At 52.3% G+C, this 12,622-nt stretch carries 13 protein-coding genes; 2 read left to right on the forward strand and 11 right to left on the reverse strand.

The genetic code is table 11. The annotated features are described in order from the left end of the window. Positions 1–37: 37 nt before the first annotated feature. A complete protein-coding gene (gene hypF, locus A0127_RS08405; protein WP_062390302.1) occupies positions 38–2,356 on the reverse strand; it encodes a carbamoyltransferase HypF in 2,319 nt (772 codons plus the stop codon). A 195-nt stretch (positions 2,357–2,551) separates the two neighbouring features. Further along, a complete protein-coding gene (locus A0127_RS08410; RefSeq protein WP_062390305.1) occupies positions 2,552–3,163 on the reverse strand; it encodes a hypothetical protein in 612 nt (203 codons plus the stop codon). A 303-nt stretch (positions 3,164–3,466) separates the two neighbouring features. Here A0127_RS08410 and A0127_RS08415 point away from each other — a divergent pair, with 303 nt between their 5' ends. Continuing rightward, on the forward strand, positions 3,467–3,991 hold the full coding sequence (locus tag A0127_RS08415) for a ferritin (protein WP_062390307.1): 525 nt from the start codon (positions 3,467–3,469) through the stop codon (positions 3,989–3,991). Between the two features lie 57 nt (positions 3,992–4,048). Here A0127_RS08415 and A0127_RS10520 read toward each other — a convergent pair whose 3' ends face one another. Together A0127_RS10520 and infB are read right to left on the reverse strand one after the other, a co-directional pair. Beyond that, on the reverse strand, positions 4,049–4,225 hold the full coding sequence (locus A0127_RS10520) for a zinc ribbon domain-containing protein (RefSeq protein ID WP_231855825.1): 177 nt from the start codon (positions 4,223–4,225) through the stop codon (positions 4,049–4,051). A gap of 152 nt (positions 4,226–4,377) precedes the next feature. After that, positions 4,378–6,183, reverse strand: coding sequence for a translation initiation factor IF-2 (gene infB / locus A0127_RS08420; protein ID WP_231855751.1), 1,806 nt, complete (start codon positions 6,181–6,183; stop codon positions 4,378–4,380). An 84-nt stretch (positions 6,184–6,267) separates the two neighbouring features. Here infB and A0127_RS08425 point away from each other — a divergent pair, with 84 nt between their 5' ends. After that, positions 6,268–7,113: a hypothetical protein gene (locus tag A0127_RS08425; protein WP_062390311.1), complete on the forward strand. Its 846-nt coding sequence runs from the start codon at positions 6,268–6,270 to the stop codon at positions 7,111–7,113. A gap of 1 nt (position 7,114) precedes the next feature. On the opposite strand, the gene ndk is transcribed toward A0127_RS08425, so the two are convergent. The 7 genes from ndk to A0127_RS08460 all read right to left on the reverse strand — a co-directional run bounded on the left by ndk (position 7,115) and on the right by A0127_RS08460 (position 12,561). Continuing rightward, entirely contained in the window at positions 7,115–7,639 is a 525-nt protein-coding gene (gene ndk / locus A0127_RS08430) for a nucleoside-diphosphate kinase (RefSeq protein ID WP_062390313.1), read from the reverse strand. A 98-nt stretch (positions 7,640–7,737) separates the two neighbouring features. Then, positions 7,738–7,941, reverse strand: coding sequence for a 50S ribosomal protein L24e (locus A0127_RS08435; RefSeq protein ID WP_011250260.1), 204 nt, complete (start codon positions 7,939–7,941; stop codon positions 7,738–7,740). 2 nt (positions 7,942–7,943) lie between these two features. Then, positions 7,944–8,156, reverse strand: coding sequence for a 30S ribosomal protein S28e (locus tag A0127_RS08440; RefSeq protein ID WP_011250261.1), 213 nt, complete (start codon positions 8,154–8,156; stop codon positions 7,944–7,946). Positions 8,157–8,235: 79 nt separating this feature from the next. Continuing rightward, positions 8,236–8,607 (reverse strand): 50S ribosomal protein L7Ae, encoded by a 372-nt coding sequence (gene rpl7ae, locus A0127_RS08445; RefSeq protein WP_062390906.1) that lies wholly within the window; start codon positions 8,605–8,607, stop codon positions 8,236–8,238. A gap of 74 nt (positions 8,608–8,681) precedes the next feature. Then, complete coding sequence (locus A0127_RS08450; RefSeq protein ID WP_062390315.1) at positions 8,682–9,866, reverse strand: V4R domain-containing protein; 1,185 nt, start codon at positions 9,864–9,866, stop codon at positions 8,682–8,684. 142 nt (positions 9,867–10,008) lie between these two features. Continuing rightward, positions 10,009–10,620 carry an HVO_0476 family zinc finger protein gene (locus tag A0127_RS08455; RefSeq protein WP_062390318.1) on the reverse strand — a complete coding sequence of 204 codons (612 nt, stop codon included), beginning with the start codon at positions 10,618–10,620 and terminating at the stop codon, positions 10,009–10,011. 45 nt (positions 10,621–10,665) lie between these two features. After that, entirely contained in the window at positions 10,666–12,561 is a 1,896-nt protein-coding gene (locus tag A0127_RS08460; protein WP_062390321.1) for a phosphoadenosine phosphosulfate reductase domain-containing protein, read from the reverse strand. Between the last annotated feature and the right edge of the window lie 61 nt (positions 12,562–12,622).

Genomic DNA, 12,622 nt, shown 5'->3' on the forward strand with positions numbered 1-12,622 from the left:
CCACCTAATCATGTATCTACAGTCCCTGCTTAAAAGGTTAGAGCATCAAATCCTCCTTCGTCAGGTAACCCTCCAGATAGAGGCCTCCAAGGAATGCCTGACCAACGTTTATGCCGTTGTCCCCCCTCGGCACCTCTGTCGTCACGTAGAAATCCAGCCCATTTGCTTCCACAACCTTCCGTATCGTCTTAGTTATGAGCTCGTTGTACGCAACTCCGCCGCTCAGGGCAACGTTCTTCACGCCGAATTCCCTGGCCCTTTCGACCGCAGTGTGGGCAAAGGCTCTCGCGAGGGCGAGGTGGGCAGAGTAGGCTATGTCCGCCGGAGAGGCACTATCAACGTTCTCAAGAATCTCCTCGAACAGACTCTCGACATTTATCAGCTCTCCTTCAACCGGAATCTCGAACTTCAGGTCGTTCTTGCCTTTGAAGGCGAAGCTCTCAAGCTTCATGGCTGGCTCTCCCTCGTAGTGCCTCCTGTAAGCGACGTTGAGAAGGACAGCTATGGCGTCGAGAACCCTCCCCGTTGAGGAGGCGTAGGCCGTGTTTATCCCCTTGGCGAGCTGGTTTAGAACAACGTTGAACTCGACCTTTCCGTACTTGAGGCTCTCGATGGCCTTCGGGCAGCAGCGCGTTATAACTCCTTCAAGCTCCTCAATCGAATAGACCTTGCTCAGTATCCCCATCAGCGCCCTCAATGGGTAATAACTCGCCAAATCTCCGCCAGGGAGTGGGTAGTAATCTATGTGAGCAAGCCGTTCAACGTCCTCGTAGCTGAGATACAGGACTTCGCCGCCCCAAGTGTTTCCGTCCGTTCCGTAGCCAACGCCGTCGAGAGCTACCCCGATCACTGAATCGAGGTTTTTCTCGGCCATGACGCTCGCTATATGGGCGTAGTGGTGCTGAACTTGGAGAAGCTCAACTTCAAACTCGTTCGCCATCTCCATCGCTAGCTTCGTCGTGTTGTAGCTCGGGTGGAGGTCGGCTATGATGAGGTCGAGGTTCTTGACCCTTAGAATCTTCCGGAAGTGGGCTATTGCTTCCCTCATGAACTCAAGGACTTCGACCTTTCCTGTGTTGCCAATGTACTGGCTCGGGTAAACCTTTCCGTTCTTGGCGACGCCAAAGGCGTTCATGAGTTCTGCTCCAACAGCTAAGCCATTGTACTCAAAGGGTATCCCTATCGGGAGGGGCACGAAACCGCGGGAGCGCCTTATCACGGCTCTCTTTCCATCGACGAACCTTATCACACTGTCATCCGCGCGGTTCAGTATCCTCCTGTTGTGGAGGAGGAGGTAGTCCGCCATATCCTTAAGCTCCTGGAAGGCCCTATCGTTGTCCTTGACCATCGGCATTCCTGGGTAGTTGGCCGAGGTCATAACGTAGACGGGGGTCTTGCTCCAGTGGAAGAGAATATAGTGCGTCCCAGCATAGGGAAGCATGACCCCAATGGTGTGAAGTCCCGGTGCAAGGTTCTCGGGGAGCGGGAAGGGCTCCCTTTTGCGGAGCGTTAGTATTGGCCGCCTGTAGGAGGTCAGCTCCTCCTCTTCCTCTGGGCTCACATAGGCGAAGCTCTTGACGGTTTCGAGGTCTTTGGCCATTATTGCGAAGGGCTTCTGTGGTCGGAAAGTCCTTTTTCTCAGCTCTGCAACAACATCCTCCCTTGTGGCATCGCATGCCAGGTGTATTCCGCCTATCCCTTTGATTGCCACGATATACCCCTTATCTATAAGCTCGGCCGCCTTCCTCAGCGGGTCCCCGTATATCTCCTGCCCATCGTTGGTGTAGAGCCTGTATGAGGGCCCGCAGACGGGACAGGCCGTTGGCTCTGCATGATAGCGCCTGTTAAGAGGATCTTCGTATTCACTCCGGCAGAAGTCACACATCGGGAACTCCTTCATCGTGGTGTTCTCGCGGTCGTAGGGAAGGTCCTCTATTATCGTGAACCTTGGCCCGCAGTTTGTACAGACGATGAATGGATACATATAGCGCTTGTTGGTGGGGTCAAAAAGCTCTCTCAGACAGTCGTCGCAGATGGCTATGTCAGGCGGAATTATTGAGTCTCCACCCTTTCCTCCTTTGGAGCTTTTCTCGATGTAGAACCTGTCAAAACCCTGCGGCGGAATTTCATTCTTCTCTATCCGGTCAATCCTTGCTAAGGGAGGCTTCTTTTTGTAGAGATCCTCGATGAAGGCCTTGATGTCCTCTTCCCTTCCCTCAACGACTATCTCAACGCCCGCATCGCCGAGGTTCTTGACGTAGCCCCTCAGGTTGTGCTCGTGGGCTATCCGATAGACAAACGGCCGAAACCCTACCGCCTGAACGATTCCCTGAACGTGAATGTGATAAGCCTTCATGCTCTCACCTGTGTTCTTTTGGTATTCCGGGCCTTTATACCTTTCCAAAACCAAAAGTTGAAAACCACACTGGAGTTTTAAACCTTTGGTGCCCCATTGTTCTCTTCTGGATTACCTGTGAAAAGAGAGTTACCCCCAAGAGAAACAAAATTCGGAAAAAATTATCCTGGAGAAAGGAAAAGAGAAATGGTGCTATCAAGCGAAGGTAACGCCCCTGTCCTTGAGGGAGCGGTTGAGCAGGTCGGCGTGCTCGAGTGTGACCTGGTACTCCGCTATCTTCTCGAGCTTGATCTCCTCGCCGTCGAGGAGTATCTTGTTGACGTAGACCTTGCCCTCATCGAAGCCGACGGTGTAAACGAAGAGGTCCTTCTTGCCGAGGTACTCCCTGATCTTCTCGTCCTTGAGGGCCTCGGCGAGTCCTCCTGCCGCGAATATTCTGACGTGGATGACGAATGCCCCAGGAACATCCTGCTCGGCGAACTGCCTGAGGGTCTCGACGAATATCCTTTTGGTCTCCTCGATTGGGGTCTCACCGCCGAACTGGAGGACGGTTACCTGAGGAGCGAACTCCTTGACGCGCCTAGCGACCTCAGCTTCTTTACCTGCCTCGGCGAGGAAGTGGTAAGTAACTCCTCCGCTGAGGGTTATGAAGGTCGCCTCGGTAGCTGTGGCTATGCTGGAGCAGATTATGTTCCTGCTGGCAACGACGGCAACCTTGTTGAGTCCAAGGTCGGCGAGGGCCTTTCCAACAACCCTCCCAGTAAGGGCCCTGAGGTAGATCTCCTCCTCGAAGGTCGTCTTCGCCATTCGCACCACCCCTTTACCCAGTTATGTGCGTTTGTTCTCGTTATTGTCCAGTGAAGTTAGGGAATATAACTTTTTTGGTTCTCCTAATGAACTTTTGTTGGCCGAATTAACATACCTTTTGTACAAGTGACAAAGACAGGCAGAAAAGTCGAACTTAAAATTGACGAATATACACCACAAAAAATGGGAAATTAACATACCGTCAATCACTGGCAGTGATATTGTCTCCTCAACAAAGCCTTGCTATGGTTCGGTGGATAAACTTATAACGTTCGAAAACAATAAATGGTTGAGGTGATTGTAATGTTGAGCGAGAGAATGCTGAAGGCCCTTAATGAGCAGCTCAACAAGGAACTGTTCTCGGCTTACTTCTACTTTGGAATTGCAGCGTATTTTAAGGACATGGGATTCGACGGCTTTGCCAGATGGATGGAGGCTCAAGCAGAAGAGGAACTCGGTCACGCCCTGAGGATATACGATTACATCTTCGACAGAGGTGGCAAAGTCGAGCTTGATAAGATTGAGAAGCCCAAGCAGACCTTTGAAAGCCCGCTGAAGGCCTTCGAAGCTGTTTACCTCCACGAGGTTGGTGTTACCCAGTCAATATTCAAGCTCGTTGAGCTTGCCCAGGAGGAGAAGGACCACGCAACCTATCAGTTCCTTCAGTGGTTTGTCGAGGAACAGGTCGAGGAGGAGGCCAGCACTAAGGCTATAGTCGACAAGCTCAAGATAATCGGCGATCACCCCCAGGGCCTCTTCATGCTCGACAGGGAGCTTGGAGCCAGGGCGCCGAAGCTTAGGGCACTGCTCACTCAAAAAAGTGAGTAAGTATCGCTCGGGGTGGATATCTACCTCGAAAAGTTCTGAGCCTTTTCCCTTTTTTCTTCAGTCGAAGTCCCATATCGTTCTTCCCTCATAGAACAGCATGATGTAGCCGCAGTTCTTGCAGATAACTATCTTGACCTTGTGGGCAGTGAAGCCCCACTTGCTGTCGAGTTTGCCCTCCTCGACTTGGAAATCAGTTCCTCCACAGAGGGGACACTTAAGCTGTCTCCTCTCCATGATAATCACCATTTTTACTACTATCAAGTAGTGTAAATAGGTTTCGCTTATAGAAATGATAAAGTTTGCCTTCCAGTATTTTTGCCCCTGATAATCTGATATGTTGCTGTATCTGCTCTGTCAGGATAAAAATAAGGCGGGGAATCAGGTGGTTAAACCGCCTTCCAGAACGGGTCTTCTTTTGCCTTTACTTTCGCCGTCATCTTGAGGGCCTTTATGTCGGTCTCTTCAAGCTCGTCCTTGAGCTGCTTGGCGAGAATTATGACGTCGTTCTTGCTGAGGTCGACGTAAAGGGTCTCCCCAGGGTGTATGTGCCTGCCGACTATCGCGCCCTCGATTGCTATTGCCACTGCATCGCCCTTCTTCGCCTCTTGGACGAAGTCGTTCTTGTTCTTTATCGACTTGATAACACCTACCCTCTCTCCGGTCTCCTTGATCAGAGTCACACCCGGCCTTATCCTGCCCTCGAGGACTTCGACGCCTACTATGGCCGGCTTGCTCCTCCTGAAGACGTAGCGCTCGTCCGGGTAGAGCCTTATCACGCCGGGGAAGGTGACGTTCTTGAGAAGCTCGCGCTTCCTCTTCTCCTCCTCTTCCTTAACCCAGGCCTCGTAGTCCTCTATGAGCTTGTATATGATGTTGCCGACGAAGATAGGAACGCCCTTTGCGTTCGCAACCTCTTCTGCATCTTCGTTGACCTTGACGTTGAAGCCGAGGACGACGCCGTACTTCGGCTCCTCTTCCCTAACGCTCAGGGCCTCCATGACGTCGGTCTTGCTGATGTTGCCTACGTCTGCCTTCCTGATAGGGATTCCCTTCTCCTGGAGCTCCTTGCTGAGGGCCTCAAGGCTTCCAAGCGTGTCGGCTTTGACTATGACGCCGATCTTTCCAGTGTTTATGACGACGCTCTGAATCTGGCTGAGTATCTCCTGCTTTGCCTTCTCAATCTCCTCCTCGGAGCGTGCCGCTATGACCGGTGAACCTGCTAGGGCCTCTTCTAAACCGGGGGCGGCTATCTTGACACCCGCGGCGGCAGTTACTTCGTCAACTTGGTCGAAGCGGAACCTTGGGTCCCTGATTTCGTCGAGGGGCTTCGGCTTCAGGAGCGCGCGTATCTTGGTTACTATCGCCCTGTCCTTTCCACCAACGACTATCGTGTCGTCCTTTCTCAGAGTTCCGTCGTAGATGATGACGTCAATAGTTGTTCCAAGGCCGACCTCTTCCCTGATCTCAAGGATGGTACCGCGTGCGGGGCCTTCAACCTCTATCTTCAGCTTCTCCTCAAGGTACTTCTGGGAGAGGCCGGCTATTAGTACTAGGAGCTCCGGAACGCCTATGCCGTACTTGGCGGAGATAGGAACTATCGCAAGCTCCCTGGTGAAGTCCTGGACGCGGTCGAAGCGGTTAGCGTTGAAGCCCATTTCGTAGAACTTGCCTATCAGCTCCCAGAGCTTGGTCTCCAGCTCCTGCATCGCCCTCTGATCCTGCTTCTTGATGTTGATGAGGAATGGCTCGTCCTCCTCGATTACCCAGCCCTTTATTCTGTCTATCTTGTTGGCGGCAACTATGAAGGGCGTCCTATACCTCCTCAGGATTTCGATGCTCTCTATCGTCTGCGGCTGAAAGCCCTCGTTTATGTCCACAACGAGGACTGCTAAATCGGCGAGGCTTCCACCTCTCGCGCGCAGGCTTGTGAAAGCCTCGTGGCCGGGAGTGTCTATGAAGAGCAGTCCAGGGAGCTTTATCTCGCCCTTCCAGAGCTTGATGAGCGGGCCGGCGAGCTGTTTGACAACATCAATTGGAACCTCGGTCGCACCTATGTGCTGGGTTATCCCGCCGGCTTCCTTTCCAGCCACGTTCGTATGCCTGATGCGGTCAAGTAGTGTCGTCTTACCGTGATCAACGTGGCCGAGAACCGCGATAATTGGCTGTCTAATTCTCTTCGTCATTTTTCTCACCTGAGCTAAAATCCGGCGTGGGCTTTTAAAGGTTAGCCGGAGGAAGGATTAAAAATCCTGGTAGTAAGTCCGATCGGTGGTGAGATGATTGAGTTTGCAGTTGGAACTTCACTCGGTATCCTTCTTGCTTTCATCGTGGGTAGACTGAGGGGAAGGGGTAGCGAGGTCATCACGGCTCTCTTTGGGATACCAGTCTTTACCTATGCATTCTCAGTTCCGTTTAGGGAGTCTTGGCCTGATAATACCTACATCTGTGCTGGAACTTGTCTCAGTCTGCTTCAATGGGCCGGGATGGAGGTCTTTCTTTCATCTCTCGTGGCAGTCGCATACTCCTATCTCAAGGCGAGGAAGAGCCTGAGCATTGACGAGTACATCAAGGTCTCGTACTTAGCTCTTGGAATATTTGCGGGGGCAGTCACGCTTTCATCTACACTGCTTCCTGCTTTGATAGTTCCTGGTATTCTTGCCTACACGCTCTTTACTTGGCCTAGGAAAGGAAGTTCTATAAAGTTCCTTAAGGTTGAGAGGGCAGGCTTCCTTGAAGGAGTTGAGGTTTACACCGATGAGAAGAGCATTATGGCCTTTAAGGATGGTAGAATGCTCTTCATTGGTGGCGCAGTCCTCAAAGAATTTCCCCGCTCTAGGGAGTTTGCAGAATGCATTTTGAAGGCCCCAAATCCAAGCTCAGCAATGAAGCTTGCGATTTTAATCGTTGGATTCCTCCCGGCAACGCTTCTCTTCATCGTTCCGAGGGGAGTCCTTGCAATAGCAGTCTACGGTATCGTCATCTTAATGACCACCATGCTCCTCGGAAAGGTTGCAGTTAGCGGGGCGAATAAAAGGCTTCCCGAGGAATGTCGCGAGGTTCTGAAGGAGTATTCGGACTTTATAAGGGAAAAGAAGGGGAAGCTCGACATTGTAATAGACTAAATCAGCGCTCCAGGCAGTCCATGCTGTCCAGATATTCCTTCTTTGCCCTTGCGTGGGTGTGATAGAACCAGTCGGCAGCCTTGCAGTACTCAAATAGCTCCTCCGGTTTGAAATATAGACTTATTTCCCTCTCCGCACTCTCCGGACTGTCGGAGGCGTGGATAACGTTGTAGATTGCATCGCCAACGTCGAGGCCGTAATCGCCTCTTATGCTCCCCGGTTCGGCGTCCTTCGGGTCGGTAGCCCCGGCCATTTTCCTGACGACGCTTATGGCGTATCTTCCCTCAACGACCATAACAACACTTGGAGCCTTTGTTATGTAGTCGATGAGCGGCTCGAAGAAGGGCTTGCCCTTGTGTTCCGCGTAGTGCTTCTCGGCGAGCTCCCTGTCAATCCATATCATCTTCATTCCAACGATCTTGAGGCCGCGCTTCTCAAAACGGCTAATGATTTCTCCTATAAGACCCCTAACAACGGCGTCGGGCTTCAGAATAACGAGGGTTCTTTCAATCTGTTTGTCTGCCATCGGCAACACCGGGGTTAATTGGCTAGGTGGTTAATAGGTTTTTTGGAAGTTCAAGAACCAGTACAATGAAACCATAAACGGGAAGGAAAAGAAGGAAATCACTTCCTCTTGGCCCTCTGGAGTCTGGCCTCCTGGAAGGCCTTCGTCCACTTGAGCTTCCTCGGGTTCCTGCCCATGAAGTAGTACTTCTCGCACTTGCTTGAGCAGAAGAACAGGACTCTGCCGTCGTTCCTGACGAACATCTTGCCAGTTCCCGGCTCGAACTCCCTTCCGCAGTAGGAGCAGACGTTCCAGCGGGCCATCTTCATCTCCTCCTCCTGATCTCTCTGGCCTCACGCTCGGTTTCTCTGAGTATGACTATGTCACCAACGCGGACCGGCCCCTTAACGTTCCTTCTTATGACCCTACCCTTGTCGCGGCCTTCGAGGATTCTAACCTTGACCTGGGTAACGCCACCGGTGACGCCGGTCCTGCCGACGATTTCAATAACCTCAGCAGGGTATCCTTCGTCGCTCATACCTCACACCCCTAAATCTAAAACTCCCTCGCAGAGATGACCTTAAACCTTTCGTGAATGTTAAGGAAGGAAAAGGAGCTCACTTCATGAGCTCCTTGACCTTCATAGCGATGTCCTCAACGAGCTCGCGGGCCTTACCCGGCTCAATGATGGCAACGCTTGCAGCGGCGACCTCAAGGCCAGCGGCCGCTCCAAGCTCCTTCTTGCTCGGGACGTAAACGTACGGGATCTCCTTCTCCTCGCAGAGCGGCGGGAGGTGGGCAACGATCTCCTCAGGGTCAACGTCCTCGGCTATGACAACGAGCTTGGCCTGGCCCCTCTCAACGGCCTTGGTGGTCTCGTTGGTGCCTTTCCTTATCCTTCCGGTGTCCCTTGCAATCTCAACGGCCTCAAGGGCCTTCTCAGCAAGCTCCTGTGGAACCTCAAACTTCACGTAGCTCGGCTTCGCCATCCTCATCCCTCCGAAACCTCATCGTTCATCTGGTTTGCACCACCGAGTCTGGCTGACCGCTTAAAAGGGTTTCGCTATTCGGCGGGCCAGAAGACGAACTCACAATGATCCGCACCCATGGCCTCACACTTGGTTTCTTTGCCCTCCCACTTCTTCCCCGTGAATTCCGTCAGAAACTGGGCTATTGAGCCTGCGTAGTGGACGTGATAGGGCAGGGGTGAACCCTTACCTCCTGGAAAGAGCTTTTTACCAGTTATCACTATGAGGTCTTCTCTGACCTCAATTATCTCGATTGTACCACCCCCACTGGAGCGAGTGAGAAGTGCTATCTCCTTGAGTGCAGACCTCAGGTTGTCGGTACGCCTTTTTGCGTCTTTTCCGATTCCTATAAACTGCTTCTTGCCCCAGAGGTACAGGAACTCCTTGCCCTTTTCCGGCCCTAGGAACTCGTAGGCGGTCTCTATCGTGGCCCTTTCGCTTTCTTCGGTGATTATCTCCACTCTTTCCCAGTCAAGCCACAGAGTCCCGTCCGGTTCTGCCCTAAGCCTCTTTTTAATGCCTTCTACGGTTGTGTATTCTTCAAGAACGAGCTTTATTCCCTCCGAAGTTCTTACGTATGGGAAAACGGGCTTTGCTATCTTTAGCGGCTGGATGGAGCGTGTTATGATGATTTTTCCGCGGGACACCTCAAGGACGTAGTCAAAGGGTATTAAAGCAGCAGCCAGGTCGACTTTCTCGAACACATCCCCGCAGAGAGCGGCCATGGCAGTTACTCCGAGGGATTTCACTGAGTTCATTAAACGTACTAGAGTTTTTATGTAACCCTTCGGATTCGGCTGAAGGGTGTACTGGGCTGTTAAGTCGTCTATGACAAGGACGTCGAATTCTCCTCTTGAGAGGCTGTTCCTAATTACGGCCGTTGTGATTCCTATGTCAAGCGGGTTAGAAAGTATGTTTTCTCCCTGCTTCTGGCCAGGAGCGTAGAGGTTGGTGTACCCGTCAAGGATTACCAGAGAACCGTCCTCGATGAAAGGGGCATAGTTGATCCCGTTGTGTTCTGTCTCTTTGAGCAGGGTGTTCGGAGCATGACGGAACGTCACGAGAAGCACTTTCTTCCCGTCTTTAAGAGCGTTCAGAGTGACCTGATGCATGAGAATTACGTTGTCGTATTCGAGTGAGCCAACGAAGGCAACGGCGGAGCTCTCCATTATGCCGCCGTTAAGGGCATCGTCAACTTGCTTTATTTTAGTCTTTGGCATTTTTCTCACCCTTGGGGAGTTTATTTGTGAAGTTTATAATCTTTTGGTTAACGTCTGGGAAGATCTTGAGCAAGATAGGATTTGGTAAAAAAATTCCCAAAATGCCGCGCTCAGGAGCGGCCAAGCTCATCATCCACTCAGCTCAGGACTCCTCATCATAGCCCCGATATATTTCGAGGCTTCTTCTGGCTCTCGCTTTTGGAATCTGGTGTCCCATTATGGCCACAATCTCATCGGCTTTTGCCTTTCCGTGGTGGAGCATCTTCCTCTCGGTCTTTATCTTCTCCACCCTGAAAGTGTAGCCTCCAACTTCGATGACTTCTCCAACAACGAACTCCTCGCTCCTCGGCACCTTCACCTTAAAGGCCTGGGTGATGCCCTTTGGAAGATAGATGGAGACCTTTATGACCTTTGGGTAAGTTAAGCTCTCGCCCCAGAGGGTCTTGATTTCTTCCACCTTAGCCTTATTGACTCTTTTATCCCCGTCTAATTCTATCCCGGTTATCCTGACTTCATCGTTCTCCGTCTCTACGATGTCGCCGACCTTTATTTCTTCTCCCTCTGGAAGCTCGGCCTCGCTCTTGAAGCTCCTCTCGTGCTTGCTGACGATGAGTGGAACCTTCCTGAACTTCGGAAGAGTAACGTGCCAGACGTTGCCGCAGTCGTTACAGCGAAGGGTAAGATCTCTCCCCCTCTCCTTGATAACCTCAACGTTCTCGCTACCGCATTCGGGACATACAAACAGCTCTTCCATTTCTCTCACCGGAAGGGAAGAAGGGGAAATGGTTTATAAACCTGCCTAAAGCTGGCTCCCCTCCTCGGGGTTCTTGATCTTTAACAGCGGGCAGACGTCCATGCACTCGCGACAGTGGACGCACGCGTCCCAGTCAACGATTATCTTCTTGCTCCTCTCGTCTATGCTCAGCGCGTTCTCTGGGCATTTACCGACGCAGACGCCACAGCCGACGCACTCGTAGGCTCTCTTGACGAGGTAGTAGGCGCTCCAGGCCTCTTCTTCATTCGGAGCTCTGGCCCTTCTCGTTCCGGTTAGGAACTCAACCTGCCCCGCCTTGATAACGTCGCCCTCAACTTCTACCTCCCCGAGGATTGGGGTCACCTCAAGGAGCCTCTTCTTGTTGAGGACGGTGTTGAAGGTCAGCTCGTAGCCATCGTCGGTCTCTTGAATCTGGACTTTCACAGGCTCCCACGAGCGCTCCTCCGGAATATTAACACCCAGCTTCCGCGCTATTGACTTCTCGCCCTTGCTGAGCCTCTTCCAGCGCCAGAAGCCGTAGGTCACCCACTCCTCTGGCAGGTCAAAGCGCTTCCTCCAGTACTCCAGCGCGTTTCTCCACTTCTTCCAGAGTTCGGGCTTCTCCCTCTTCAGCCTCTCGAACTCAGCTAATGAAGCGCTCGGACAGAGGAAGCAGCCTATTCTGTCGAAACCGCGGGCGTAGAGCGGGTTGTACTTCAGCTTCCTGCTGAATATGTAGAGCCAGACCTCTATGGCCCTCCAGTGGAAGATCGGCGAGGCTCCAATCTCATTTGGCACCCACTCGTTTCTCCACACGCGCGGCTGTTTGAAGCGCTTTATGCTCTCGTACTTCCTCTGGCCAACGAACATGAGAACGCCCTTTGGATAGTTCTCTTTTATCGCCATCGTGATCGGTCCGAGCTTCGTAACTTTACAGCACCAGCGGTAGTCCCTCCCCGGCGGCGAGAAGACGTATAGAGCCCTCCAGAAGGCGTCGCCGGCGTCGGCCACTATGAAGCTAACCCCCTTAGGCTCAAGCTCCTTTCTCAGCTCTTCAACGTATTGAACTGTCTCAGGGAACTCGATGCCCGTGTTGTTGAAGAAGACCGTGAAGTCGGTCCCAAACTCTTCCAGCGCCAGACCAAGGACCACTAAACTGTCCTTTCCGCCCGAGAACGCGACTGCCTTTGGGAGATCGGAGTATTTGTTGGCAACCCTCCTCATGAACTCCCTGCTCTTTACGACCTTCTCTTCGAGCGCTATGCTGTTCGCCCGCAGAACATCCTCCATGGTGGCCTTCTTGCCCTCGCGGTAGTTGATTGTCTTCTGCCTCTTCGGCTTTACGCCGCTTCCCCTCTCGCCTCTCATCAGAGCATCATAGTCCTTTTTTGCTATTCCGGTGGCAAAAACTTCTCCATCTTCGGTAACGAGTACGACCTCATCTCCAACCCTTATGCTCGGATCAGCCTCGACCACACCGACAGCCATCAGGTTCGCACCCTTCTTTATAGGCTCTACAGCTCCCTTATCAACGACTACCCACTTCTTCATCTTCTTTCCGAAGCGCTTCCAGAGGGCGATGGCTCCCTCTACCTTCAGCCCCGCGTGCCACTTCAGCTCGAGCGGGTCGAACTTCACATAACCAAAAACGTAGCCGTCGAGGATTATCTCATAGGCATCATCCTCGCTCGGAAGCTTGTTGAGGAGGACGATCTTCCCTTCAAGGATTTCGCCGATGTCAACGCCGTAGTGCTCCATGAACACTGAGCGGATGAACTCAATGTCTTTCTCAAAGGCGAAGCGCAGATCTCCCGGCGGAGTGATGTTTAGCCTGAAGACTCCTTCCTTTCCGTGGATAGCGCAGGAATCGCCAATGAGCGGGACGTTGCACTTCTCGCACCAGTTTATGTAAGCCTTTCCGAGGAAGACGGGTCTCCCCATTTTCTCACCTGCTCACAAATACGTCCAGGGTTTAAAAAGTAGACCCTCACAAACCTGGGAA

The organism is Thermococcus peptonophilus (genome assembly GCF_001592435.1).
Taxonomy (GTDB): Archaea; Methanobacteriota_B; Thermococci; order Thermococcales; family Thermococcaceae; genus Thermococcus; species Thermococcus peptonophilus.

What these genes read in the sequence shown, in the direction of transcription:
- hypF (WP_062390302.1), bottom strand. Translation starts at nt 2,356, where the DNA reads ATGAAGGCTTATCACATTCACGTTCAGGGAATCGTTCAGGCGGTAGGG.
- A0127_RS08410 (WP_062390305.1), bottom strand. Translation starts at nt 3,163, where the DNA reads ATGGCGAAGACGACCTTCGAGGAGGAGATCTACCTCAGGGCCCTTACT.
- A0127_RS08415 (WP_062390307.1), top strand. Translation starts at nt 3,467, where the DNA reads ATGTTGAGCGAGAGAATGCTGAAGGCCCTTAATGAGCAGCTCAACAAG.
- A0127_RS10520 (WP_231855825.1), bottom strand. Translation starts at nt 4,225, where the DNA reads ATGGAGAGGAGACAGCTTAAGTGTCCCCTCTGTGGAGGAACTGATTTC.
- A0127_RS08425 (WP_062390311.1), top strand. Translation starts at nt 6,268, where the DNA reads ATGATTGAGTTTGCAGTTGGAACTTCACTCGGTATCCTTCTTGCTTTC.
- ndk (WP_062390313.1), bottom strand. Translation starts at nt 7,639, where the DNA reads ATGGCAGACAAACAGATTGAAAGAACCCTCGTTATTCTGAAGCCCGAC.
- A0127_RS08435 (WP_011250260.1), bottom strand. Translation starts at nt 7,941, where the DNA reads ATGGCCCGCTGGAACGTCTGCTCCTACTGCGGAAGGGAGTTCGAGCCG.
- A0127_RS08440 (WP_011250261.1), bottom strand. Translation starts at nt 8,156, where the DNA reads ATGAGCGACGAAGGATACCCTGCTGAGGTTATTGAAATCGTCGGCAGG.
- rpl7ae (WP_062390906.1), bottom strand. Translation starts at nt 8,607, where the DNA reads ATGGCGAAGCCGAGCTACGTGAAGTTTGAGGTTCCACAGGAGCTTGCT.
- A0127_RS08450 (WP_062390315.1), bottom strand. Translation starts at nt 9,866, where the DNA reads ATGCCAAAGACTAAAATAAAGCAAGTTGACGATGCCCTTAACGGCGGC.
- A0127_RS08455 (WP_062390318.1), bottom strand. Translation starts at nt 10,620, where the DNA reads ATGGAAGAGCTGTTTGTATGTCCCGAATGCGGTAGCGAGAACGTTGAG.
- A0127_RS08460 (WP_062390321.1), bottom strand. Translation starts at nt 12,561, where the DNA reads ATGGGGAGACCCGTCTTCCTCGGAAAGGCTTACATAAACTGGTGCGAG.